Origin of the sequence: Bradyrhizobium tunisiense (genome assembly GCF_042263385.1) — a bacterium.
GTDB classification, from domain to species: domain Bacteria; phylum Pseudomonadota; class Alphaproteobacteria; order Rhizobiales; family Xanthobacteraceae; genus Bradyrhizobium; species Bradyrhizobium tunisiense.
On the sequence record NZ_JBHLEV010000009.1, the window covers coordinates 262,476 to 287,295 of the forward strand.

16 protein-coding genes and 6 pseudogenes are annotated in these 24,820 nt (G+C 58.2%); 12 read left to right on the forward strand and 10 right to left on the reverse strand.

The annotated features are described in order from the left end of the window. Positions 1-68 precede the first annotated feature (68 nt). From ACFDR6_RS30490 to ACFDR6_RS30515, 6 genes are all read right to left on the reverse strand, one after another. Positions 69-1,166, reverse strand: a complete 1,098-nt coding sequence (locus tag ACFDR6_RS30490; protein WP_375860617.1) for a radical SAM protein — start codon at positions 1,164-1,166, stop codon at positions 69-71. A gap of 1 nt (position 1,167) precedes the next feature. Then, on the reverse strand, positions 1,168-2,460 hold the full coding sequence (locus ACFDR6_RS30495) for an APC family permease (protein ID WP_375860618.1): 1,293 nt from the start codon (positions 2,458-2,460) through the stop codon (positions 1,168-1,170). 153 nt (positions 2,461-2,613) lie between these two features. Beyond that, the gene (locus ACFDR6_RS30500; protein WP_375860619.1) at positions 2,614-3,360 is read right to left on the reverse strand and encodes a YqcI/YcgG family protein; all 747 of its coding nucleotides are present in this window, start codon (positions 3,358-3,360) and stop codon (positions 2,614-2,616) included. A gap of 641 nt (positions 3,361-4,001) precedes the next feature. Then, the gene (locus ACFDR6_RS30505; RefSeq protein ID WP_375860652.1) at positions 4,002-4,364 is read right to left on the reverse strand and encodes a class I SAM-dependent methyltransferase; all 363 of its coding nucleotides are present in this window, start codon (positions 4,362-4,364) and stop codon (positions 4,002-4,004) included. Between the two features lie 407 nt (positions 4,365-4,771). Next, positions 4,772-6,163 (reverse strand): Gfo/Idh/MocA family oxidoreductase, encoded by a 1,392-nt coding sequence (locus ACFDR6_RS30510; protein ID WP_375860620.1) that lies wholly within the window; start codon positions 6,161-6,163, stop codon positions 4,772-4,774. Positions 6,164-6,320: 157 nt separating this feature from the next. Continuing rightward, positions 6,321-7,349: a radical SAM protein gene (locus ACFDR6_RS30515; protein WP_375860621.1), complete on the reverse strand. Its 1,029-nt coding sequence runs from the start codon at positions 7,347-7,349 to the stop codon at positions 6,321-6,323. 1,406 nt (positions 7,350-8,755) lie between these two features. Here ACFDR6_RS30515 and ACFDR6_RS30520 point away from each other — a divergent pair. The 3 genes and pseudogenes from ACFDR6_RS30520 to ACFDR6_RS30530 all read left to right on the forward strand — a co-directional run. Beyond that, positions 8,756-9,856, forward strand: coding sequence for an Ldh family oxidoreductase (locus ACFDR6_RS30520; RefSeq protein ID WP_375860622.1), 1,101 nt, complete (start codon positions 8,756-8,758; stop codon positions 9,854-9,856). Positions 9,857-10,330: 474 nt separating this feature from the next. After that, positions 10,331-10,429, forward strand: a pseudogene (locus ACFDR6_RS36380) (molybdate ABC transporter substrate-binding protein); the annotation flags it as partial. Between the two features lie 347 nt (positions 10,430-10,776). Beyond that, positions 10,777-11,283 (forward strand): annotated as a pseudogene (locus tag ACFDR6_RS30530) (CmcI family methyltransferase); the annotation flags it as partial. A gap of 447 nt (positions 11,284-11,730) precedes the next feature. Here the strand turns inward: ACFDR6_RS30530 and ACFDR6_RS30535 are convergent. Beyond that, a pseudogene (locus ACFDR6_RS30535) lies at positions 11,731-12,084 on the reverse strand (S-(hydroxymethyl)glutathione dehydrogenase); the annotation flags it as partial. Further along, the gene (locus tag ACFDR6_RS30540) at positions 12,072-12,743 is read right to left on the reverse strand and encodes an FAD-dependent oxidoreductase (RefSeq protein ID WP_375860625.1); all 672 of its coding nucleotides are present in this window, start codon (positions 12,741-12,743) and stop codon (positions 12,072-12,074) included. The pseudogene ACFDR6_RS30535 and the gene ACFDR6_RS30540, both read right to left, overlap by 13 nt. Between ACFDR6_RS30540 and ACFDR6_RS30545 the strand changes: the two genes are divergently transcribed. The 6 genes and pseudogenes from ACFDR6_RS30545 to ACFDR6_RS30565 form a co-directional block, all read left to right on the forward strand. Beyond that, entirely contained in the window at positions 12,722-13,048 is a 327-nt protein-coding gene (locus ACFDR6_RS30545) for a transposase (RefSeq protein ID WP_375860626.1), read from the forward strand. The genes ACFDR6_RS30540 and ACFDR6_RS30545 overlap by 22 nt on opposite strands. A 180-nt stretch (positions 13,049-13,228) precedes the next feature. After that, positions 13,229-14,602 (forward strand): annotated as a pseudogene (locus tag ACFDR6_RS30550) (IS110 family RNA-guided transposase). A gap of 33 nt (positions 14,603-14,635) precedes the next feature. Continuing rightward, entirely contained in the window at positions 14,636-15,160 is a 525-nt protein-coding gene (locus tag ACFDR6_RS30555) for an IS3 family transposase (protein WP_375860629.1), read from the forward strand. 536 nt (positions 15,161-15,696) lie between these two features. Further along, positions 15,697-15,942, forward strand: coding sequence for a hypothetical protein (locus ACFDR6_RS36385; protein WP_434056905.1), 246 nt, complete (start codon positions 15,697-15,699; stop codon positions 15,940-15,942). A gap of 39 nt (positions 15,943-15,981) precedes the next feature. After that, the gene (locus ACFDR6_RS30560) at positions 15,982-17,043 is read left to right on the forward strand and encodes a reverse transcriptase domain-containing protein (protein WP_434056906.1); all 1,062 of its coding nucleotides are present in this window, start codon (positions 15,982-15,984) and stop codon (positions 17,041-17,043) included. A 230-nt stretch (positions 17,044-17,273) separates the two neighbouring features. Then, positions 17,274-17,731: pseudogene (locus tag ACFDR6_RS30565) on the forward strand (IS3 family transposase); the annotation flags it as partial. 71 nt (positions 17,732-17,802) lie between these two features. On the opposite strand, the gene ACFDR6_RS30570 reads toward ACFDR6_RS30565, so the two are convergent. Beyond that, positions 17,803-18,078, reverse strand: coding sequence for an FAD-dependent oxidoreductase (locus ACFDR6_RS30570; protein WP_375860630.1), 276 nt, complete (start codon positions 18,076-18,078; stop codon positions 17,803-17,805). Between the two features lie 1,068 nt (positions 18,079-19,146). On the opposite strand from ACFDR6_RS30570, the pseudogene ACFDR6_RS30575 reads away from it, so the two are divergent. The 3 genes and pseudogenes from ACFDR6_RS30575 to ACFDR6_RS30585 all read left to right on the forward strand — a co-directional run. Beyond that, positions 19,147-19,369, forward strand: a pseudogene (locus ACFDR6_RS30575) (IS3 family transposase); the annotation flags it as partial. A 303-nt stretch (positions 19,370-19,672) separates the two neighbouring features. Then, the gene (locus ACFDR6_RS30580) at positions 19,673-21,358 is read left to right on the forward strand and encodes an MFS transporter (protein WP_375860631.1); all 1,686 of its coding nucleotides are present in this window, start codon (positions 19,673-19,675) and stop codon (positions 21,356-21,358) included. A gap of 757 nt (positions 21,359-22,115) precedes the next feature. Beyond that, positions 22,116-23,711, forward strand: a complete 1,596-nt coding sequence (locus ACFDR6_RS30585) for a class I adenylate-forming enzyme family protein (RefSeq protein WP_375860632.1) — start codon at positions 22,116-22,118, stop codon at positions 23,709-23,711. Positions 23,712-24,545: 834 nt separating this feature from the next. Here the strand turns inward: ACFDR6_RS30585 and ACFDR6_RS30590 are convergent. Beyond that, positions 24,546-24,806, reverse strand: coding sequence for a hypothetical protein (locus ACFDR6_RS30590; protein WP_375860633.1), 261 nt, complete (start codon positions 24,804-24,806; stop codon positions 24,546-24,548). Positions 24,807-24,820 lie beyond the last annotated feature (14 nt).

Consider the following 24,820-nt stretch of genomic DNA (forward strand, 5'->3'; position numbering starts at 1 on the left):
GCGTTCGCACCCTGGCTCTTAAGCACCCTATCTGCCACCGAACTGGCAGCGGCCCCGCTCTCTCAACCTCAGCTGTTGTGGCCCCCCTCCTTCCACAGCATCAATTCGATCTTTCCGGGGACATCAAGATGCTCAGGAAAGTCGGGAAACAAAATCGGATTTCCATCGCGCACAAAGGTCGCAACATCGCGATCATCCGTCGCAATATAGTTTTCTCGCCGCGCTTTTCCGCTCCTGGAGTCGAATACAAAGCGCGTCGAATTGATCCATGATGGTGAGATGGCGTTAAGCTGATCAGCGATGCGCCACACCCGACTCAAACGCACGCGGAATGCCGCGGAGAAGTTGATGGGATCTGGAATGAAGATCGAGAGATTTCGTACGCCCATCTCGTCGAGCCTCTCCAGGAGCTGATAGAGGACCAAATGGTGGTCATTGGTGTTACGTAACAGCGGAAATTGATTGTATAGCCGAATCTTGCGCTCTCGAAGTTTCCCGACCTTTTCAGCAACGTTTTCGCAGATTTCATATGGATGCGCGATGTGAAAGACGATGCGAACATTGTGTTTCGCAACAATATCAATTTTCTCCGCAGTGAAGGCTTTCGGTTCATACACAATCGCCCTTGTATGAATTCGGATTGACTTTACCGATGGAACCGAACGGATCCACTCGATGATCTCCGTCAGCCTGGATGCCGGCAGAATTAACGGATCACCGCCTGACAGGATAACCTCCGTGACCTCTGGGTGGGCGCCCAGATATTCGCGCAGCAGGTGCAGATCAGCAAGTCGTCCAGTTCGTTTATCGGGTGAACTGCCTTCTGTAAGCACGTCTGTGCGGAAGCAATATTGACAATTCCCAAAGCATTCCGATGTGGTGAGGAAAAGTATGCGGTCAACGTACTTTTTGACGACGGACGTTTTGTGGGCGTGGCCGACCGCATTTGACCGATCGTCGACGAAGTCCTTCACCTCGTTCGGGGCCCTTAACGACAATCTGTCTTGCGTTGGAAAGGACACTCGGTGAAGCGGGCCCAGATGGTTGCCTAACGCCTCGACCTCTTCCTTGATCTTCCTTTGATAGAATGGCGTCACCTTCAGCGGCAGCAGGCCCTCTTTGATCGAGATGGTCTTGAACATCTCGTTGACAACGGATTGATTCATATCAAGTCAACTCCGTTCGATGGTTGCGGCTCAAGACATACGCAAGGATGGCCGTCGAAGCGATAAGAGGGTGAGACGACCTGACGCCAACGATGATCGGCACAGAGCAAATCACAATCGGAATAGCGAGAAGCCACGAGACCGGTCCTCCCCGGAGCCTCACCAGCGCAAGTGCCGAGATCATGTAAATGAAAAGGAGATTCATCCCGGCCAGACTGAACATCATTTCGATGTCGAGCCACCCGATCTGATCGCAGGCCACGACCAATACCAAGGATGCAACGACGAAATAGACGCTGTTCCGGGGCGCACCATTGTGCAAGCGACCGAGGCAGGCCGGAAGGAAGTGTCGTCCGGAGAGGTACAGAACGAGCCGTGAGATGGCGACAACTGACCCGAAGAGGTTGGCGGCGATCAGCGATATGCCAAGCAGCGGAATCAGCCAGCCTGGTGCGGATGGTGCAAGTTCTGCCGCAGCCTGAAATATTGGCGCATTGAAGTTCGACTTGATATCAGCGACATGGACGAGCGCTGCGCTGCAGATGTAGACCCCGCAGACAAGAACAAAGGCCAGGAGCATGGCCAGGCCAAAATCCCTTCTTGGATTGCGAAAGTCTGCAGCTAGATGGGACGCGGCCTCCCAACCGGTGAAGGAGAAAAAGATCACGGGAATCTGGCTCGCAATCGACAGAACGTTTGCGGGACGATCGAACCGAACACCGTTGGCCCGCACCGCCAGAACAATGAGGGCGAAAAGAGCGCCTACCAACAAAAAGACCGACCAACTGCCGATGAGCTTCACGCCTCGACGGAGTGCCTCGCCACCGGAAAGGGCAAAGAAGCCAGCCAGGAGGATGAGCAACGCGGCAAGCAGATGGACGTCGACACTGGGGCCTGTTAGCTTCTGGAGGTAGACAGCCCCCGCCAGCGTGATGGATGGCAAGCCCACCATTGTCGCTCCCAGAAACAGCAAAGACACCAGCAATTCCAGGTATTGCCCAAAAGCCAGCTTGGCATAGTGTGCAACACCACCGGCACTGGGATATGCGCCTCCTAACAGGACCATCGTCGCCAGGATTGGCGCAGAGAGCAAGCAGCAGGCGCACCACGTATAGATGCCGTCCTGGCCAATTTTCTCGAACACAAATCCGGGAAGGACAAGGATGCCGGATCCGAGGATGACTGTGACGATCAGCAAAACCCCGGAGGCAAGCCCCAAATGTCCCTCGAGTTTATTCTCGCTTCCATGTTTCACGCTGACCTCGACATAAGGACCCTCGAGATAGCCGGCCACACGATCTGTCCATCGCCCGGGGGGTAAGCCAATTTACAAAAGCTCTGCTGTGATCGACGTTACCGCAAAGTTCGCCATTTGCGAGCCGTGGTCCTGCTCAGTCACGCTCAGGGTTCAAGTGAGAGAGCGACGAAGCCGCTGATGTACTGACCGTCACCTGAAGTGCAGAGGGCACTCGAGTGGGGCGTCCTCATTGTTATCGGGTATCATGTACTGCTGCCACTGCGCTTCGCCCAGAACGTACGATCCCAGCAGCCCGCTATGTGTGACGTCATCGTAGACGTCGATATTCTGTCTGATCCTTGCAGTGACGGCCCTGCCCTGCTGATTGGCAGGAGCAGCAATGTCGAAGATCTTTCGCGGATTGATCACGAAAGCCAGCCCGACGCCCATGTTTCTGCTTCTGCGGAGAACATGCGCTGGATGACTTACATTCACGAAGAGTTCGCAGCCGTGAAAGCACATCGTCCAGGTGCGGTGCGTGGGATCCTTGGACACGTGAGAAGGCCAAGGTCTGCGATCTTCATCGAGGAGATACTGCATCGCTTCGATGAAAATCTGCTTGAATTGATCCGTGGTCGTGAGGGGCGCTACCGGCTCAAAGAGCACCAGGAGTGAACGGTTGTGGTTGACGTCGAGCGCATCGATATTGATCTGATCAATGTAGGTGCGTAAGCCAGAAGCAAGACGGTTAAGTTCATACCGTGAGTTTTCGGGTTCGCATGGAATAAGGAGAAATCGCAAATTGCCGCGCTTGACCGCGTTCCGCGCGAAAATGCAGGGAAATGCCGTGCGGGGTTCTGCTTCATTTTCGAACTTCGAAAGGATGTGCGAAATCGCTGATTGGCCCCAGCGGAACTTGGCAGGGAGGTTAGCAAGTTCTTCCTGACTGACTAGCATGTTCTCTCCCCTTAGTTTGTGCATTGGGCGCATGTGTGCGATTGCCAGAGCCCCACTGCTCGCCGCCAACCGATTCTGCCGCGAGCGATCTCATACGTTGTTGCAGCATGTCCGTTTACCGCTCGGCCTGACACATCAACGGCGTGAAAACATCGATCAGATGAAGACTGCCGGCAACGTCCGCGTCGGATCGAAAAGCGCAGTTTTTTGCTCGGTGATCGCTGCACGGCGAACCTGATCATCGGATCTCCTGTCGTCGTTGGCGCAGGCGTTTGTGGCTAGTTGTGCATGTGTCGTGCCAAGTGGAAGATCAATACGATCAATCTGAGAGCGCTGTGTCTCATGTCCGATATGTCGGAGATCCGACGATGAGTGCGAGCGTAGGCACGAGCTCGGATCGGCGAGCATTCCTCGGACGCGCACCTGCGGGGCGACCTCGCGATGGAGACGGATGTACGATGTGATGTTCAAGCATCGCGACCGCGCGCGATGCGTCCAAGATTTCGGCTCTCCTGAGCCGGTCGTAGTTGGATTCGTGCAAACGTCGAGCGAGGGTGGCAGAATCGTCAAATCCGCATCCACGGAGCGGCCTTTGGCGCTCGCAGTGCGATCCAATCGGGATCCGACCACGACCGCTCCACCTAAAAGCTGAACAAAGGGATCAGATAGTCCCGGATGATGATGGTGACGTGAGCTTCGTTGGCCTCATCCTCGCTCAACTGCCTGGCCTGATTGGCATCCGCATATTGAGTTGTGGTCTGGATCAAATGTCGCCTTCCGAAGCAGAACCTCACATCGTCGAAAAGGAGGAGGGCGCCAGGTTTCAACAGCCGCACTGCCGCAATCGCAGCCGCCAGATCGACATAAATCGAATGGCTACCATCGTGGTAGACGATATCGAAAGTCTCTCGATTCCTGGCCAACCTGATCAGGTTGAACAGGTATGTTCCTGACGGATTTCCCGGAAAGGCGATGTTTCGATCGGCGATGCCGGCCGCGGCCAGGTCGGCCCGGCGTTCGGCGCAAACATGTTCGAAATCCTAGCCCACATAGTGGATGCCGAGGTCGTTGATGGCCCTGAACCGCTCCTGCCTGAAGGTCGGCCCTACGCCGATCTCGAGAAAGCGGCCCCGGGATTTTGTCGAAGGATCTTCACTAGGCGCGCATGAACCGACTGCCTGTACGCCCGGTAGTTGCTGGGCAGACGATGGCTCCCGTCAAATAGGACGTCGTGACGGTCACAATTCATCAATCGTCTCGCAGTTGGTCAGAAAATACGTCTGGCATGCCATACGCACGGCCAAGAGCCCCACCTTCCCGGCCACGTCCAACGATGGCCATTCTCGGGCCGTTTCCGGCGAACAGGCACGCCCAGAATGCCGAGGGCGCGCTGAAGTCGAAGCGACGACATTCACGCCGGAACTTTGCTCACGGCGCGCAATGGGGTCGCTTGGTCTCGGTTTGCGTCACCCGTCGTGAGCGCCGCCAAATAGTGAGCAAAGAGCGATATCGTCCGCGTGTGCGAATCGAGGGAACTCTTGTCGCTCCGTCCCGCCAGCCAATCGTCAAACAACCTTTTGCGGCCAGCACCAAGATCAGCGTTCCGGACCAGCGTGTCCCTCGCGGGATAAAGCCGTTCGCGTAAGGCTGCCCCCCCGAGGAAACCGGCATTCCGCCAAAGCATGATGTGCGCCTCCCTTCTCAGTTGCGGATGAGCTTCCGTGCTCAAATGTGCGCGCTTGAAGATCCTCGCCTCGATCGCTGCGAATGGACCGATATTCAAGCGAACGGTCTCGGACCCGTACCGTCCGTTCTTGTTGTAAACATCGGTTGGCAGTTGCCGCCAATTGCGAAGCGACACGCTGGTCTGCAGAAGATCGAGCCGAAACAGGCAGACGGTATTGCGGCTTCCGGGCCGAATAGCGGCTCCGGACGAGACAATATCCGTCTCACCCCAGAACGGCGGCGCGGGAAACAGTCGAGCGACTGGCGCGTCGCCGCTAAGCCTGCTCACCGGATCCGGGCCAATCTGCCCAACCTGGTCGGCGGCGGATGCCCGGTGGACATCTAGCTCGAGCGCCAGCCTCCCGAAGTGGTCCTCATTGTGAGCCAGGAGACCGGAGAGAATGTCGATGTAGTGATAACCGGAATGGCAAAGCATTCCGTAGCCGTAGCGGTAAGGATGGTCCTCCCGGGAGAGGATCTCCTCCTCCGTGTTCCACACTCCCGCGTGATGCTCGATACCAATATAGGTGACCGGCGTGCCAAGGTTTCGGGAGGCGCGGCGCGCGTAGCGTCCAATCAATTCGTACACTGCGTTGTAGCGGCGCGGCGTCATGACCACGCAACGGCCGCCAGTTCGATCGCAGATCTCCTTGAGCTCGGTTACCGCACCAACCAGACGGTCCGCGGCAGGGCGTCCATTCGACCCCATGGGCAGAACGACGGGCTTGTCGACCAGGCAATCAAGGCCAAGTCCAAGAGCCGCGCGAAGATAGCCCAAATGAGCCTTGGGTTCGGTCGCGACGATCACTTTCGTGCCTGGACGTGCCAGAGCCGTCAGGACGTCCTCCCCATGGCCGGAATACCAGATCGCCCGTCGCCGGAGATCGGGTACCCATGAGAGGCTCGCCGGCCTGCAGGTGCGGGTCCGGAAAAAGGCATCCACGTCGTCTCGCGCACTGTCGAGCTCGACGACATGGAAGGCCGATGCTCGACCGCTGGAGACGGCATCCTCGATCAGAGGAATATATTTCGCCCGGGCATAAGCACCGAGCCCGACGAGAATGATATCTCCTCGCATGCCTTCTGATACTCTCTCACTTTTGCCTTAATCAGAACTTCGGACGCGATGGGGCAGACACCGCGTCAGCCTGACGGACGCTGAAAAGGTGGGATGCCGCCTCCTCGCGCGCCGCGGATCGCCGATATAGAGACGCCTTGCGCTCATCGATCGCTTCTCATGCGCAAGCAAGCGCGCGGTTCTCAATATTCTTCAGGAGGGCGACCTGGCTCGGGCATTGGCCGCAGCCGCTGTTCGCCCGAAATTTCTTCAGAGCCGGCGAGGTGCGCCAAACCTTCTCCAGATCGAATTCCGGCGATCGGATATTGCCAAGGAGGAACTCCTGGCTATGGGGATCTCCGACGACGAAGGAACAGGGATACACATCGCCGTTTGTAGAGAGGTAGACCGCGGTGGCACCACAGTCGCACTCGGTATATCTGACGTTTGGCCGCGGCTGCGACGTATCAATGAAAATCGGCGGCGGCAGTTCGAGGCGCGCTGAGCTTGGCTGCGCAGCAATCTCCATCAGGGCTTCCTGCAGCTCTCGAATTTCGTCAGCCGAGCCCAAGAGCGCATCCTCATTGCCGAGGGCAACGCCCGAGGCGAACATGGGCTTGACCCTGAAGGAGTAGACGCCGATTGACGACAGCAGCCGATAGGCGTCGAGCGCCTCACCGATGTTGTGCCGGTTGGCAGTCATCCTCGCCTGCACCAGGGCCCCGCAATTGGCCGCTTCAGCCATCTGCCGGAGCGCAGAATCGTAAACACCCGCCTTGCCCCGGAAGCGGTCCACCGTGTTCCGCTTCGCACCGTCAAAGCTGAACTGGAACGTTAGCTTCTCGCGATCGTCAAAGAACGAGGCGACGTCATAAATTGGCACCTGGCCGAACCCTCCTGTGTTCAGTTGCACGTGAAGGCCTCGCTTGCTCGCATGGGCCATCACGGCTGCCGTGCGCGGAAACACGCGCTTGAGAAGCGGCTCGCCACCCGTCAAAGAGACTTTTCTCAGCGAATATTTGTCGACGAGAAGGTCGACGAAACCTGTCATCTCCTCGATCGATAGTTGTGATGGCTCCAAAAGCCGCTTGTATTGATCTCGATACTCTTCAGGAACGTAGCAGTGCTCGCAATGGAGATTGCAGTAAAACGATACACATATTCTCGCGTGGCTGAAGACGATGGGAAGCGGATTGTCGACTGGCATGGCGTCCTCCTGGCTTTCTCCCAGCAAGGGCGGAGCAGGATCTATGCCAGTACGTCGCGTCAGAACGCCGACGATTTTGAGAGCGCAATGTCGCGCCTCAGACAGCTAGGCGGATTCTAGACCAGGCCCGCTTGGTTTCAGACAGACGCTTGCGCACGCCCCGCAGCCACCAAGCCAGCCTACGAGCTCCCGACAGGCCGCCCGGCTCACATCGGCGCTATCAGCCGCGGCATTGGCGATGAGCGCTCATCGTCCATACCGCAGAAGTCGCGCATCATTCGTCCCACTGACCACAACGCATCACGCTGGTGAGCAGAGCGCGGCCGGAAACTGCCGATTTGTGGCTAAGTTCTTTTTTTATCTACGCGTTGTCGGGCAGCCGCCTGCGAACTTTCCCTACCCTCTAACGGCTGAAGCAGCCGGTGTGATTGACGCGTAACACACATTTCACTGCTCTCGGTTCGTGAAGCCGTTTACATCGCGTTTCCAGGGACGTTGTCACAAACGTATGCTTCGTGAAGCACGGCCCGCGTCAGATTCCGCAAGCGCCTCGCGGATCGCTTAAAAAGAAGGAGCCACGACCAATGAGGTGGGTTCGCTCCGGGAGTTATCAATGAAGCTCGCCCGATTAAACTAACGAATGCGCCGCGAGGCTTGCAACTGGCAGCGCCGAAGCAACGAACATCGATATCGCGGCTGCCACGCAACTTCATCGAGAAAGAGATTATTGCGCCCCCAAGAAAAACAGGCCAAGAGTCCGTGCTGCGCGTCGGCGCGAGAGCGGATCGTTTTAAAGGCAGATAGAGCAATGCGCGCTGTTCCGGGTGCTCTCTTCAGCCAAAGAGTCTCCCCGGCGCGATCTAGCGCCCCCGGAAGGTCGCTTCACGTAGCCGATCGGCTTGCTCGTGCTATGCAGGTCGTTGACCCGCCTTCGTAAAAGAGCACGCACGCAGGAAATTGGCGACGAATGCGTTTGCAAACGGAGCTCAAGTACAGCGGAGAGGGTATCGCCATCACATTTAAGCCTTGACCTTTGTCGTACGATGCATGTCCGCTTGAGGACGCCGAAGTGCGAAACTGGACAAAAGTCAGCCGGCCATTCTTCGCAGGCATGCATTTTTTTGGTCAGCATGCAAGGCGCGCGTCTCAGATGCCGCGAGCTGGACGCCGATTGCTAGAATGACGAAAGAATCCGCGACAGAGCGGTTCGCAGAGGTCATTAAATCGGCCAGTAGAATCGCGCCTGCTTGCAACGCATGTCGGATCTCCGAACTGCTCTTCAATTGCGGTGCGGTGCGTGTCTTCTTTGCGGAATTCTCCAATTGGCAAGCATAGGCGGCATGCAATTTGCACCGCGTCTCTCGCCAGCCGACGTGTCCGGGAATGACCAAAGAGGAAACGTTCTCATGAGTACAATCAAAAGCCCAGTGCTCGGGCCGCTGGACACAAAGGGGACCTTTACGGTCGTTAAGGCCGATCGTCTGACCCGCATATGTGCTGCGCTGCTGCGAGCTGTCGGCGCCTCGGTGGAGGAGGCGCAAGCAGTCGCGACCGGCTGCGTCAAGGCCAACCTGGCTGGCCACGATTCCCATGGCGTCCTCTCAATTCCATACTATATCGAATGCATCAAGGCGGGGGATATTGTGCCACGCGCGGAGTGGACCATCGTACAGGACTCTCCGACCACGACCGTCATCGACGGGCATTGGGGCTTTGGGTTTCACGTTAACGCGAAGGCGATGGCGCTCACCATCGAAAAGGCGAAGAGCTCCAATGTCGCGGCCTGCACAGTATTCCGGCAAAGCCATGTCGGACGGCTTGCCACCTATCCCTTGATGGCGGCAAGCGCGGGCATGATCGGGCTCATGGCGGCTGGCGGCTGCTCACCTAAATATGTCGCGCCCTTCGGCGGACGCGAGGGGCGGCTCGGCACTAACCCGATCTCGATCGCGATGCCCTCAGAACTTGCGGCCCCACTTGTTCTCGACATGTCGACCTCGGCGGTCGCCGCCGGCAAGATCTTCCTGGCAGTCGCGCGCGGTGAGAACATTCCCAAGGGCTGGATCGTCGATGGGGAGGGACGGCCCACCACTGATCCCCGCGACTATCGCAAAGGCGGCGCGCTGCTGCCGCTCGGCGGCAGCGAGGGCTACAAAGGCAGCGGCCTCGCCACGATGATAGAGGTACTATGCGGGCCATTGACAGGCCCCGGTTCCGGAGGCGAGTCGAGCGGCCGGGACAGTAACGGTTGCTTCATGGCGGTGTTCAATGTGGCAGCATTCCGCCCGCTTGATCAATTCAAGAAGGAGGTCGCCGAGTTCGTGCACTATCTGAAATCGACGCCACCCTCGGAAGGCTCATCCGGCGTATTCTACCCCGGCGAGATCGGATATTTGCGCGAGCAGGAGCGCACGACAAACGGCATCGAAATCGAAGATGCGACCTGGGAGAAACTGCGCGCCCTTGCGCGTGATTACGGGCTGGCCGGCGAACTCGATCTCGTCTGAACAGAAAAGCGGGCACAAGGACGCACGTTCGGCATGATACCCGAAGACGCTCAATATTTTGATCGCTGGCGCGAGGACAACCGATCGGCCGGATTTCATTTTGGTCTGGTGTCATCGCAGAAAGACCTCGCTGTGATAGGTCGGGAGGCAGGGTTGATCGGCCAGCAGCTAGCCACCACGTCGGTCCAGCAGGAGAGCAACATTGCATTGAGCCCTTGCTGCGACCCCGGATTTTGTGGCGACCACAAACGGCTTAATGTCGACGGAGGCGCCGTCCGCATTGGCACTCAGATTGGACCCGACCAGTGCCTTGACGGCGGATGTCTGGTCTATGAGCACCATATTCCGCAAGTGGCACTCCTATTGCTAGGAGCAAAGAACCGCCGCGTCGAAGCACCGGCCAAGGAGTTCCAAGTGAGACTTGCCCGATTGACCGTGGTCAATGCAACGCTGATGCTGGATGTGTTCGCAAATGCAGGAGCGTCGAACTTCAGCGAGCCGGCCGATGAGATTGCAGCGCCGTTCAAGCAGAAGACCGCACACAAGGCGCGGTTGTGCTTTGGCGCGAGCGGATAGTTTTACGGCCAGACCACCAACTGATCAAGGCTACGCACTTTCGTGAGACAGTGGCAGACGAGCATGGAGATGACCTATGAAACTCGCTTCCGGATACAAGGCTTTTTGGGAAGCCGCCCACAAGAACTACCCTGATCAAATAAGGCCCCACGGACTTCTTGACCAGGGAGGGATATTCGACGCAATTAACAACGTCGTGGATGCTGACCAATCTGACCGCTTTGCAAAGCCATCCGAACGAGGGTGGATGTCGTCTATCAACCCCTGGATAGCTGACAAGCGCTCCACAAAAATTGGAGCCTTGGGGAAAACTTATAGAGGGTTGATGTCTTCTCAAGACTCCTTTCGATCTGGCTCTGTATCCAAGGCTCATTTGGGAACTTCAGCCGAGGACCATTCTAGAGCTCGGTTCATATCAGGGCGGTAGCGGACTGTGGTTTGCTGATAATATGTCGGTGCTTTGTGAGAATCCCGGTGAAGTTCACTCCTTTGATTTGCACACGAAATGCGTCCATGAGAATGCAAGAACGCATCCACTGCTTGCCTTTCATCAAGTTGACCTTTCGAACGTCGCCAACTTCGATGAAAATTTATTGATGAGGCTGCCTCATCCTTGGCTAGTGATCGACGACGCGCACGTGCAAATATTTTCGATGTTTTCCTACCTGAACAACTTTCTGGTGTCAGGAGACTACTATGTAATTGAAGACAATCCTGCGAGGGCAAATAGAGAGATTATCGATGGCTTCCAGATGGTCGAGCAATCAGGATTTTTAATCGATACTTATTACACCGACGCGTTTGGGACTAACGTTACTTGTGCTCCAAATGCATGGCTTCGAAAGTCGTAAACCTGAGGTCGGCAGGAGTGCGTTCGACGACGCACGCCCATCGACGTATTCATTTGCTGAGCGGAGCATGGCGTTCTCGAGCCTTGCCTCGTTTCAGCCAAGAGCTTCTTCAGCTTGGCGTTCTCGTCCTCTCAGGCCTTGAGCCGCTTGGCATCGAACCACGTCGAGGCCACTGTACTTGGCCATCTACTTATAGAACGTTGCGCTGGGGATCGCGGGTCCGCGGCGGACATCGGCCGTTGCGGCGCTAGGCTACTGCTCCCGCAGCATTCCGATGATCTGCTCGTCCGTGAACCGACTTGGCTTCTGATCGAAGTGCGGTTGAAAAGGACTCGAATTAGCCGTCCCCACGTTAGCACGAAGATGATGGCCTAGGCATGTAGCACAATTTTCCGCTCACATCACCGAGGCGTTTCGCGCACATCGCCTTCGTACAATGTTCTTGAACTAGTAGACGACGACGGGACGGATCTATTTTGCCCTCGTGCATGAGATCAAAGCCTTTTTGATCTCTTCGAGCTTCAGCACGTGGGTGATCATCGGATTGATCTGGATCTTTCCGTTCATGCACCAATCCGCGATCCTCGGCACATTGGTGCAGCCGCGCGCGCCGGCGAAGCCCGCGCGTCTCCGGTTGCGATCCATCACCAGCGGAACGGAAACGGACCGGTGGCGATCTGCTTGCTGGCTTCAGCGACGCCGAGATGACCGAGGTGCCGTAGCCGGCGCTTGGCGCATCACGGTTGTGTTGCCGATGCGGTCGAAGGTGTAGTCGGCGCCGCTATCGGCTAAGGTGACCAGAGCTGTTTGAATGGAAGCGAGGCGTCGAGTAATCGCTCCCGCGCTATTGGACGGTTCGCTATGATGAGTCGACGCAGCGGCCTCACCTCACGGCTGTTATCTACGAGAATGGCGCTTTGCAGCCGTCCTTCGGGATCGACACCCAGTGCTGCGAGACGGCCCTCGGTATCCTCCCGCTCTATCCACTCCAGCCCCACGCCCCAGTCCCCAATGATCTGGATGTTGTGCTTGTATTGGTCGGTCCATTGCCAAGGTAGCTCGAGATAAGGCTTCTCGACCCCGCAGACTGCATGCGCCACCGCTATTGGCTGGTACTGTGCGACCTGCCACGTCTCAAAACGCTTATAGTGGCCGCCTGGCTGACGGACACGAGCGACCTCCCCGGCTGCGAAGATCAAGGGGATGGAAGTGCGCCCACACTCGTCAGCGAGAATGCCGTCCTGCACGGCAACGCCCGCTTCGCACACGAGCTCCGTGTTAGGAACTGCACCAATAGCAACGAGAAGGACGTCGACCTCAATTTCGTCCCAATCAGTAACGATGCGCAAGCAATTCCGCTCCGCTCTTACATCGCGTACTGAGCCTCCTCCGAATGAGTGGACACCTGTAGTAGGCTCGTTGAGCCCGGAGGTGTCGAATGGAACGTCAACGTCGGTCATTCACCGAAGAGTACAAGCGCCAGGCCGTTGAGCTGGTATTGTCGAGCGGGCGCTCGATTGGGTCTGTTGCCAAGGAACTCGGTCTGCGGGACTCGGTACTACGACGCTGGGTCGATAGGCTCCGCCAAGCCGGCATCGGCGGCGTGGCGCCCCACAACACAGGCGACGCCGATGTCGGCGGACCAGGCTTCGGAGATCGCCCGCCTGCGCCAGGAGAACGAACGGCTGCGCATGGAGCGCGACATTTTAAAAAACTGTCCAGGGCCATGGCGCGCCTGTGCGGGGTAGAAGCAGCCTTGTGCTAGCATCTGCGGCTGGGAGGGTAGCGGCCGTCAGCTTATTGGAGGCACAATCCGTAAAAACATGGTCCATGGGTGCATGCGAACTTGAGAGTGGTGACGCCGTTCCTGCGGTGATCCCGATTAGGAAGATGACGATTGGCATAGCCCAGACCCTCCTGCCCGCTATCGGATGGAGGATTTGCGATGCCCAAGAAGAAGACGACCAGTGACCGCCCGGAATTGAATCCGGTCAATGTTGGCGCCGCCGCCGTCGACATTGGATCAAAAATGCACATGGCGGCGGTCAACCCGGCCTGCGCTGACACGCCGGTACGTGCGTTCGGCACATTTACGCAGGACCTGCATGATCTGGCAGACTGGTTCAAAGCCTGCGGCGTGACGAGTGCTGCGATGGAATCCACCGGGGTCTATTGGATCCCGGCCTACGAGATTCTCGAGCAGCGCGGGTTCGAGGTCATTCTGGTCAATGCGCGTTACGCCAAGAACGTGCCCGGGCGCAAAACAGATGTCAGCGATGCCGCATGGCTGCGCCAGCTCCATTCCTACGGTCTGTTACGCGGAAGCTTCCGCCCTAATGCCGAGATCGCAACTCTGCGCGCCTATCTGCGTCAACGGGAGCGACTGGTGGAATACGCAGCCGCCCACATCCAGCACATGCAGAAGGCCCTGATGGAGATGAACCTACAGCTTCACCACGTCGTCTCGGACATCACCGGCGCGACCGGGATGCGGATTATCCGGGCCATTATTGCGGGCGAGCGCAATCCCGACGTGTTGGCAACGTACCGCGATGTGCGTTGCCACTCCTCCATCGAGACGATCCGCGCCGCACTGGTGGGCAATGATCGAGATGAACATGTCTTCGCGCTGACCCAGTCGTTGGAACTCTACGACACTTACCAGGCCAAGATGCTCGACTGCGACCGCAAGCTGGAATCCTTGATAGCGGCGCTGGCTGACAAAGGAGCCAAGCCGATCGGCAAGCTCCACCGGCCGCGGGTAAAGACCAAGCAGGTCAATACTCCGTCGTTCGATGTCAGAACCGCTCTATACGGTGTCCTCGGCGTCGATCTCACCGAGATCCACGGGTTAGGTCCGTCACTTGCGCTGAAGCTCATTGGCGAGTGCGGCACCGATCTGCGGGCATGGCCGAGTGCCAAGCGCTTCACCTCCTGGCTGTGTCTCGCACCGGGGAACAAAATCTCCGGCGGCAAGGTGCTTTCTTCGCGCACACGGAGATCCTCCAGTCGGGCGGCTGCGCTGTTGCGGCTGGCGGCCACGACCATCGGGCGGAGCGATACGGCGCTCGGCGCATTTTATGCGTCGGCTGTCCTCTCGTGCCGGCAAGGCGAAGGCCGTGACGGCGACCGCTCGCAAGATCGCGGTCCTGTTCTACAACACACTCCGGCACGGCATGAGCTACAAGGACCCGGGAGCCGACCAATACGAGCAACATTACCGCAGCCGCGTCCTCGCCAATCTTCAGCGCCGGGCGAAATCGCTGGCTTCGTCTTGCAGCCCGTCCCGGGGGAGGAGGTCAATCCGGCTGTTTCTTAGGAAGTCGATCGCGATCTTTGCCGGAACCCGGACATGAGCTTCCGCTTCATCGAGGATCACCGCGACACCTATCCGGTACGGCTGATGTGCGCCGTGCTCGAGGTCTCGCCAGCCGGCTATTACGCTTGGCGCGGTCGCCCGGTGAGTGAGCGGACCAAATCCAATGCCGCGCTCCTGGCCGCGATCCGGCAAGTCCATCAAGACAGCAGCGGGCGCTACGGCAGTCCCAGGGTCCATGCCGTCCTGCGCAGGCAGGATCGTGGCGCCAGCCGTGGTCGGATCGAACGGCTGATGCACCGGCACGGTATCCGCGCCATCATGGCACGGCCGCGCCGTGTGCGCACCACCGACAGCCGTCACGACCTGCCGATCGCACCGAACCTGATCGCGCGCGACTTCACGGCTCCCGCCCCAAACCGGGTCTGGCTCGCTGATATCACCTACAGTGCGCCTCGCCCCGAGAAATCGGCGAGCGCATGTTTGGAATGCATTGAGAAAGGAGGAAATGTGATGAGCCTGCTTCCTGCTGTGGGGAAGCAAGAGCCCAAGCGGCGGTGACCTGCTGTCAACTGGCAGGGTGACGTAGCCCGCAGGTAAAGGGGGTCGAGGCGAAACCGTTACGCCGAGATGGCTCCCGAGGCTGAGTATCGGAAGGTTGAGGAACACGAACCGGTTCATCCGCGTCTGTGGGCTGAAATGTCGCCTCCGCCTACACGGTTTAACAGGCGGAATGCCGAATGGTGTCGAAGGATATGTAGCCGGAGACACCCGAACGCGAGCGTAGATGTAAGGCGCCTTGCGGGGGCCGAGGGGAGAACACAGCCAAACCTGAGGCAACGGCATCGACTTGTAGCAAGCAAGGGAAAAGACTGCGACCGGCAACCTCACCGACACGCTGGTAGTCCAACATATGAACGAGGGAAGGCATGAGCGGAATGGTAAAGGAGTTGACCCCGATGTCCGTCATGCTGGCAGAGCTCCCGTAGTAGTCCGAGGCCGGGAAAGCCGGTCACATGGCGAAGGGGAGCCGTTTGAGTTGCTTGGAGTGCACGTGATCTGACCTAACGAGGTGAAGACCTTTGATAATCAGTGAAATGCAGCACAAGCTCGCGACGTGGGCCGCGGCCGATCAGACCCGCCGGTTTGATCGATTGCTCCGGCTCATCACCGACAGGAATTGGCTTGCTGAGGCGGCCCGGATTGTCCTGGCGTCGAAAGGTGCCAATACACCGGGTCTTGACGGAATGGACAAGGGACGACTTGCTGCCGTTCTGGAGCGTCATCTGGATCGGCTGCGCGTGGCTCTGTTGGACGGCACTTACCGCCCAACGCCGGTCTAGCGAATCCATATCCCGAAGGCCAATGGCAAGCTGAGACCATTGGGTATACCGATCCTGCTAGACCGCATCGTCCAGCGGGCGATGCTGATGGCCATGGAGCCGATCTGGGAGAGCGACTTCCACTCTGGTTCCTACGGCTGCCGTCCCGAACGCAGCGTTCATCATGCGGTTCGTACAGTGAGGATGCAGTTGCAAGACGGCTCTGAGTCGAAGGGCCGCTGGATTATCGAAGGTGATCTGGCGAGCTATTTCGACACTGTCCATCATCGGCTGCTCCTAAAATGCGTACGTCGTCGCATCAGGGACCTGCGATTCATTGATCTGCTCTGGCGAATCCTCAAAGCCGGTCACGTTGACCGTGGCTTATTCTTCGCAGCAAGTGAGGGCGTTCCGCAAGGCGGCGTTCTGTCGCCGCTCCTATCCAACATCATGCTCCATGAGTTTGACTGCTGGCTGGAGGCGAAATACCTGAACAAGAAAGTGAGGAAGGATCGTTGGGCGTGGAACTTCGGCATTCAACAGGGGCGTCCGATCACGGTTCGAGAGAACCGCGAGTGGAAACCTGCCGTAGCCTATTGTCGCTATGCCGATGACTTCGTCGTCATCGTCAAAGGGACGAAGGCCCATGCCGAGGCCGTCCGCGAGGAGTGCCGGGCCTCTCTGGAAGGCAAGCTGAAGTTGACGTTGAATATGGAGAAAACCCATATCACCCACGTCAATGATGGCTTCGTCTTTCTGGGGCATCGGATCATTCGCAAGCGGGGATCGAGCGGGCGGATGGCGGTCGTCACGACCATACCCAAAGAGAAGGCCAAGGCATTCGCGCACAGACTGTCGAAGGTCCTCTCTGGTGATCACGATCTTGCTAAAGTCGATATGGTGGACCGCCTGAACCGCCAACTGCGGGGCTGGGCGGCCTTCTACAAGTACACGGACTTCACTGCGACCACGTTCCGGCACGTCGATCATGTCGTGTTCTGGAAAATGGCGCACTGGCTGGCGAGAAAGTATCGGAGTCGCATCAAATCACTGATGCGGAGCTGGTATCGAGCACCAGTCGCTGGGCAAGCCAAGACCTGGTTTGTCCACGGGGGTCAGTGAACGAGGCCATCGTGTCGGGAAAGCATTGCACCGATTGGTATCCAGTCCAAAGGGGCAGTTCCGATGGAGAAATCCGGAAGCAAATCCCTACATCTTCAGGGAGGAGCCAAGGAAGACCATCACCTCGCGATATCAGGATGTCGCAATGGCCATGGGCCAGACTTGAACGGAGAGCCGTATGCGCTGAAAGGTGCCCGTACGGTTCGGGGAGGAGAAGCACTTATGCGCTTCTTACTCCATTCCCGACCGCAGAGGGGTGGCTGTATCTGGCAGCCGTCATGGACCTCTTCAGCCGAAAGATCGTCGGCTGGGCCATGCGCGATCATATGCAGGTCGAACTCGCATCCGCGGCACTGACGATGGCCGTCAACCAGCAACGGCCGCAGGATGGATTGATCCACCACTCCGATCGCGGCGTGCGTATGCCTCACGCCCCTATCGCAACGCTCTCACCGGAGCCGGCATTGCCGCATCGATGAGCCGAAAGGCCAATTGCTACGACAATGCCCCGATGGAAAGCTTCTTCCATACCCTGAAGACCGAGCTCGTTCATCATCGCGACTACAAGACTCGCGCCGAGGCCCAGCGCGATGTCTTTGCCTTCATCGAGGGCTTTTACAACCGAACAAGGCTCCATTCCGCCATCGGATATCTCGCCCCGATCGAGATGGAGCTAAAAGCCGCCTAAACCCGTCCACTTTTTCGGGGGAAGATCAGTACTGGGCATGCAAGCCGGAGCTGAACGCCGGCAGCCCGATGCTAACGCTCTATGCGTGCGCCGATCAGGGACGGCACACATCGTGCCATGACGCGCTCCGCCATCTCCAGTGCGGTGACTAAACAGCCTTGTTTCGTTGCGGCAGCGGCGACCTCAAGCCCGATAAGGCCTGCTCCCATTATTGCTAGACGCAACCCCGTCCGGAGTCGTCCTCTCAGAACTCGAGCATCGGCGAGGCTGCGCAATGTGAGCACGCGTGTGTCATTGGCGCTAGCGAGAGGCAGCGTGCGCGCTCGCGCACGGACGCGCACCGTCATCGTCGGGGCCGGGGAGTCCTCCTGGCTTTCTCCCAGTGAAGACGGAGCAGGATTTATGCCAGTGCGACGCGCCGAATCGCCGACGACTTGGATGGTGCGATGTAGCGCTCCAAACAGCTTGGCGGATTCTAGACATCAGCTGTGTTTGGTTTCAGACAGAAGCGCCCAGCGGTCGCCAAGCCGGTCTAGCAGCGACTGACAATCGGCCCCGGCTCAACGCGTTATCAGCCGCAGCACCAGTAGCGATGACCAATTCATTTGCAACACCGTAGAAGCGCGCATCCATTTGTCGCTACGGGCCCCCTAGTGAACGGAGTGCGGCCGAGAACCGCCGATTTGCGGGCACAGTATTCATACGCGCGTTCATCCGCAGAATGCCGACAAAATAGCACCGCCATTCCACAAAACGTTTGCATGCGTGTTTCCTTGGTCAGGAAAGGGGCGTTGCAGACTCTGCCAGTGGCATGCCGATCGCTTCGATAAGAAAGGAGCCATAATCAAAGCGGTGGAGTTCAATTCTGATGAATGCGCTGACGAGCTTGGTGCCTTCGATTTCCCCTTGCTGCAGACATCATCGTCCGCATAGAATTCAGCAATTGTTCTTTTGGGGAGCTCGCGAAGAGCCGCGCTTTGTAGCGTCAACTCTCAGCTTCGGCTTATCTCCATTTTTAGTGTTACAGCAGACCTGACGCCGAAATTGCCCAATGACGCCTGTCGAAAGTCCGAACTTCTGCGTAAAACCTAAAAATCCGCGCGTTTCATGCGATCGCGCATTCACCTGGTGTATGCGGACATTCACCAGAGATGATCCTAACTTTGGCCAGTACCATGAAGTGGCTCGCCGATTTCGGACCAGTTGACCAATTGGATTTGGAGTCGTTCCGTCACGACAGGCGGAGCGGCAGATGACGCAGAGAACCAGGCGGAAAATTGATGCGGCGCTGAAAGCGAACGTCGCGCTGGGAACCGGCGATAGTCGCCGATTTTGGCCGAGCGTCGTGTTCATCCGAACTAGATTTCATGGAAGAAGCAGCTCCAGGATCAGGCGGCACGCGCCTTTGAAGGGGCACGCGTTTTGGTAGGCTGGAACTCTTTAACACCAATCAGGGCAGCCAGTTCACTTCGTGTCCCTTCATCGGCGTGCTCGCACGGCCGGAATTCGTATCTCGATGGATGGGCGCGGCGGCTGGATGGATAACGTGCTCATCAAGCGGCTATCGCGCTCGCTCAAATACGAAGCCATCTGTCTCAGTGCCCCGCCGACGATCGCGAGGCCCACGCTGGCATCGCCTAGTGGGTTGCGTTTTACAACGCCACGCTCCTATCAAGCCGTGGCCGACCGCACGGCGATGGTGGTTTGGCGCGAGGGTGCGACGGCTGTGGACATGACGCTTCGCTTGGACAACGCTCTCGCGTTGCCCACATGCGACAGCCGAAGCAAGGCCAGCAGACAGTGCGATGCGCAGTGTGATAACAGGAAGTCGGAGCGGCCCAGAGTCCAGCTAACCCCCGGCCCCCGTGGTCCCCACACATGGGTCAACTTCACTTCCAGACCATTGTCGATCTGGTCCAGAATCCTGCCATCGGAGGCGCAATGATCGATTTGGTCAAACCTCGGTCATTCGCTGGCGATGGGATCATCGTCCCACTGCGTCACACTACCTTTCGGCGCATCTGGCTGGCGAGCCTGCTCTCCAACCTTGGCGCCTTAATTCGGGGAGTCGGCGCGGCTTGGGCTATGATGCAGATGACATCGTCGGCTGACCAGGTCGCATTGGTTCAGACCGCGCTGTTGCTGCCAGTTATGCTGGTTTCGATTCCGGCCGGTGCCATTGCCGACATGTATGACCGGCGGATCGTGGCGCTGGTCTCACTCGGTATCGCGTTCGCCGGCGCGACTGCACTCGCGATGCTCGCCCGGCTTGGCCTAGTCACGCCGAACTTGCTGTTGGCCCTGTGCTTCGTAGTTGGGATGGGCGCGGCGTTTATGGATCCCGCCTGGCAATCCTCGGTCGGCGAGCAGGTACCGTTGGAAACACTTCCCGCGGCTGTGACGCTGAACAGCATCAGCTATAATATCGCGCGTAGCGTGGGCCCGGCGATCGGCGGCATTGTCGTCGCGACCGCCGGCGCAGTGGCGGCGTTCGCTCTTAACGCGCTGCTTTATCTACCGCTACTGCTTGCGCTATTTCTGTGGAAACGGATTTCCGAAGGTTCGCGTCTACCGCCTGAAAGACTCAACCGTGCCATCGCTTCAGGCGTGCGCTATATCGCCAATTCACCATCGATCAAGATTGTTCTAACTCGCTCCATGGTGACCGGCGTGATTGGCGGCGCGATCCCTGCGCTAATGCCGCTAGTTGCGCGCGATCTCCTGCAGGGCGATGCTCAGACCTTTGGCATCCTGCTGAGCGCCTTTGGTTTCGGCGCGGTCATTGGTGCGCTGAGTATGAGCGAAGTCCGCAAGCGCATGAGTGATGAGGCGGCAATCCGCGCCTGCACGCTTTCGATGGCCGGAGCGATCGCCGCGGTGGCTCTCAGCGGCGAGCTAGTGGCGACGGCCGCCGCGCTTGTTCTCGCCGGCGCCGTATGGATGATGACGTGGGCGCTGTTCAACATTGGTGTGCAACTGTCGGCGCCGAGGTGGGTGGCAGGGCGCTCGCTGGCAGCCTTTCAAGCGGCGAGCTCAGGCGGGATTGCACTCGGCAGCTGGGGCTGGGGTCATCTGACCGATGCCGCTGGGGTCGAAACTGCGCTCCTGGTTTCGGCCGCTCTGATGTTGGTCTCGCCGCTTTTGGGTCTCTGGCTGCCTATTCCGCGCACCAGTGTGCGGCGCGACGAGGCAGAGATGCTAGCCGATCCCGAGGTACGGCTGGCGCTGACCGGACGCAGTGGCCCATTGGTGGTCGAGATCGAATACCGGGTTTCGCAGGAGAACGCGCGGGCCTTTCAACTTGTGATGCAGGACATACAGCTGTTCCGGCAGCGTAACGGCGCTTATGGCTGGTCGATTGCCCGCAACGTCGCGGCCCCCGAATTGTGGATCGAGCGCTATCACTGCCCAACATGGTTCGATTATTTGCGCCAGCGCAACCGCTCGACGCAGTCAGAGCGCGAAATTGAGCAGCAGGCGATTGCTTTCCACCTCGGCCCTGACCCTGTGCGCGTCCGCCGCATGCTGGAGCGCCCATTCGGATCGATGCGCTGGAAGGAAAACACGCCGAACAGCGCTGCGAACGAGGTTCTGCCCCACAACTGCAAACACGACAGCAACCAATAGTGCCTTCTAGGCCGAAAGCTTCGCTTCTGATTGAAGCAGAAAGGCGCGCGCGACTAATGACGCACGCGGGCGCCCGTATCGAGCACATGCAGAGGCCCATAATGGAAATGAACCAGCAGCCCGATCGCGGTATCTCAGAACATTACCGACACAACAGCAATGTGGATCATTCGCTATAGCCGCAGGCGAGCGCAATTCCGACGTGCTGGCGGCTAACAGCGATGTACGCTACCATTCCTCCCTCACGACGATCCGTGCTGCACTAGTGCGAAACAGTCGGCACGAACATATCGTCCATCGGCCCCAGTCACTGGAGCTCTACGGCATCTGTCACGCAAAGATGCTGGATTGCGGCCATCCTTGGTAGCAGCGCGCATCATCCGCCGCAGCCGCGGTCCAGATCGACCGCTACTAGTCCATGGCATCTGCCTATGATACGGGCCACCACGATTTTTTCATATTGCTCACCAGAGTAGGTAGTGTCGCGATCATTATCAATGATGTACGGTCAACTACGCTCGCCACAACGGATGACGCAGCTCATCACGGTCGTGTCTCCGTGTCATGTGCTTGCCGACGTGGTCAGACGTTTCGGAGATCCTCAGCACCCTGCGCTGGCTCTGGCCACAGGACACTTAATGGAACTGTCAGGAACGGACGGTTGCGCCAGTTAGGCGACTTGTTCTTTGTCTCACAAACCCGAGGTTTGTCAGAAATGCCCTCTACCAATTCGACATCAAGCCGACTGCACGAGCGCATGGCACAGGCCCTGCGCAGCAGCGAGGCGCTGGAAGCCTCATATGAAGCCACAACGGTGGGACAGCTTGTGTCCATGCGGGCACGAACACACGGCTCCGCAACCGCGGTCGACATCTTCGAGCGCGACGAGCGCGCGACCTACTCCGAGATGGACGTCTGGTCCAACCGCTATGCACATGCGCTGCGCGGCTTCGGAGTGCGCAAGGGTGATCGCGTCGGGGTGATGCTGCCCAACCGCATCGAATGGCCGATCTTGTGGTTCGCGGTTGCAAAGCTCGGTGCGGTGATGGTCCCGATCAACATGTGCTACAAGCCGAGGGAGGTCGAGCATATTCTCAGTGAGACCCAGGCCAAATTGGCTGTTGTCGACGACTCTGCATGGCCAATGTTCTGCGCTATGGATCCTTGGCCGCAAGAACTTGCAAACGAGCGAGTAATTCGTGTCGGGCAGCGTTCCGGCGGGACTGCTATCACTCTCCACCAATTGTTCAAGGATGTCGACGATTCGCCGGTGGACGAGGATGTCGGGCCCGAGGACCTGCTAACAATCCAATATACTTCGGGGACGACGGGCTTTCCCAAGGGTTGCATGTTGACGCACGACTATTGGGGAGTGTGCTCGTCCGTAGTTACCTACCTTAACCCGTACAAGAGGTATTTGAGTTGGGCATCCTCCTCCTATATGAGTTGGCCCTTTATGCTTTTGAACTCATATCGACACGGCGGAACGGTGTACGTCGCTCAGCAAATGGATCCAGCGCAATTCATGCACTGGGTGAAAACATTTCGCATCGAGTGGTGTGCGTTGCCGAGGCTGATTGCGGACAGCGCCCATGACCTACCGACGTGCCTGAGGCAGGTGTGGCAGTACGACGGCTGGAGTGCTGAGACGGTACGCCGATATCGCGAGCAGTTTAGCGTGCATGGCAACAACCCCTACGGGATGACGGAAATCGGAAATGGCACGCAAATGCCGCCGGGCTTCGCTGAGATGAATGAGGCTGGCTCGATCGGGATTCGCTCGCCTTTTCGGGAGCTGCGTTTGGTCAACGATGACGGCAGCCCCACCCCAGTAGGCGAAGTTGGCGAGTTGTGGGTAAAGGGGCGTGGGATCTTCAAGGGCTATTGGAATAGGCCGGACGCGAACGCGGATTGCTTCGAAGGCGAATGGTTCAAGACGGGTGATCTGTTGCGTCACGACGAACTCGGCTTTTACTGGTTCGTAGCACGTAGGAAGGATATTATCCGTCGCTTTACGGAGAATATCGCTGCGTGCGAGGTGGAGGCTATCATCCGCGAGATTCCCGAGATCGCCGATGTCGCCGCGGTGCCTGTTCGTGATGATAAATGGGGCGAGGAGGTCAAGATTTACGTCGAGCTGAAATACGGACTTAAGCCAGCTGACCTGCATGTTGAGCGGATTCTCGCGCATGCTCGTACGCGCCTTGCTGTATTCAAGGTGCCACGGTACATCGCCTTCGTCCCGTCGCTTCCGAGAACGGTCACCAGCAATAAGGTGCTCAAACGTGAGCTGATGGCCATCAGCGACCCCTTATCGGACACCTATGACGGTGAGGAGAAACGCTGGCGCTAGAGCCCTTGTTTTAGTGCAGGTTGGCACGAGCGCAGGTAGTTCAATAGTTAAGCAAGTCGGCCGTGAAAACGCTTCCGACTCATCAAGCGGGAGCCGATTTCCGGTCGACACTTCAGTTCGGATCGTTGGCTTTCCTGTTTGAGACTCAAAGGCCTGCAATTTGATTTCCAGGAGATCTCGAATCGAGAGCCGTGTTTCTGTCTTGGCATCCGAAAGGCTGATGCCACCAGGCAACCGATGCGACAGCGAATCAGGCCGATCTTTTGCAGTCGCTGCTGCACGCGATCATCGACATGACCTCGGCGATCCGAGCAAAAATATATAAGAGCGGAACGGGGTGGCCACATGCCGGATAACGACGAGATTGGGGCCGATGAAGAGATACGTAGGCGTCAGATCCTCCTGCAGGTCCATGAGTGGGTTGAGCAAGTGGGCTTGGGCTCAGACGTCGAGCGCTAGACCCACTCGTCGCGACAATTAGGCGGGGACGGTGAAGGCTCGACTTCGATCTGATAGCCCCGCATAGCGGCGGGCGCCCCAATTTCCCGAAGTTGGCGGCAACTCGCGCCTTGCACGGCGGGTAGTTCGTTATTCTCGATCACTCCGACTATGGCTTCAGCGATGCGCTTCCGCCTCGTTCAGCTTTCTCCAGCCCATCTGTTGGTCCAGATCACCGATTCTGCCCCCGACAGAGTCGGATACGAAGCGCTTGTGCAACCCAATCCATCGCATCCAGTCGAACGACTTCAAACGCGTTGGTATCGTGCCGGACGAGCTGAAGCCGCTCGGTGACAGAGCGAGGATTTCGCCCAGCAAGAGCTGTTATCCAGCGGATCAGCCGCAAAAAGTCGTAGCTGCGGCCGCGAGGACAGCATCCTTGCGACGCCAGAGATAGTCATGGCCCGTCCGATGTTCGGATTTGAGATGGCCGATGACCGGTTCAACGGCGGACGGTCTTCGCACCTCGCGCACGATCTTCGGCGTTATCCGCTGCTTCTGACCTGAGGTGAACACCCTGAACTTGTATTCGGCGGCGCATGTGGAAGCCTTGTGGGCGAGGACGCGCTCAATGGGATTGCCGATGAGCGTCTCCATGCCCGGAGTGACGA

What these genes read in the sequence shown, in the direction of transcription:
- ACFDR6_RS30580 (WP_375860631.1), top strand. Translation starts at nt 19,673, where the DNA reads ATGATCGATTTGGTCAAACCTCGGTCATTCGCTGGCGATGGGATCATC.
- ACFDR6_RS30590 (WP_375860633.1), bottom strand. Translation starts at nt 24,806, where the DNA reads ATGGAGACGCTCATCGGCAATCCCATTGAGCGCGTCCTCGCCCACAAG.
- ACFDR6_RS30510 (WP_375860620.1), bottom strand. Translation starts at nt 6,163, where the DNA reads ATGCGAGGAGATATCATTCTCGTCGGGCTCGGTGCTTATGCCCGGGCG.
- ACFDR6_RS30500 (WP_375860619.1), bottom strand. Translation starts at nt 3,360, where the DNA reads ATGCTAGTCAGTCAGGAAGAACTTGCTAACCTCCCTGCCAAGTTCCGC.
- ACFDR6_RS30585 (WP_375860632.1), top strand. Translation starts at nt 22,116, where the DNA reads ATGGCACAGGCCCTGCGCAGCAGCGAGGCGCTGGAAGCCTCATATGAA.
- ACFDR6_RS30490 (WP_375860617.1), bottom strand. Translation starts at nt 1,166, where the DNA reads ATGAATCAATCCGTTGTCAACGAGATGTTCAAGACCATCTCGATCAAA.
- ACFDR6_RS30515 (WP_375860621.1), bottom strand. Translation starts at nt 7,349, where the DNA reads ATGCCAGTCGACAATCCGCTTCCCATCGTCTTCAGCCACGCGAGAATA.
- ACFDR6_RS36385 (WP_434056905.1), top strand. Translation starts at nt 15,697, where the DNA reads ATGCAGCACAAGCTCGCGACGTGGGCCGCGGCCGATCAGACCCGCCGG.
- ACFDR6_RS30570 (WP_375860630.1), bottom strand. Translation starts at nt 18,078, where the DNA reads ATGACGGTGCGCGTCCGTGCGCGAGCGCGCACGCTGCCTCTCGCTAGC.
- ACFDR6_RS30545 (WP_375860626.1), top strand. Translation starts at nt 12,722, where the DNA reads ATGGAACGTCAACGTCGGTCATTCACCGAAGAGTACAAGCGCCAGGCC.
- ACFDR6_RS30555 (WP_375860629.1), top strand. Translation starts at nt 14,636, where the DNA reads ATGAGCTTCCGCTTCATCGAGGATCACCGCGACACCTATCCGGTACGG.
- ACFDR6_RS30540 (WP_375860625.1), bottom strand. Translation starts at nt 12,743, where the DNA reads ATGACCGACGTTGACGTTCCATTCGACACCTCCGGGCTCAACGAGCCT.
- ACFDR6_RS30520 (WP_375860622.1), top strand. Translation starts at nt 8,756, where the DNA reads ATGAGTACAATCAAAAGCCCAGTGCTCGGGCCGCTGGACACAAAGGGG.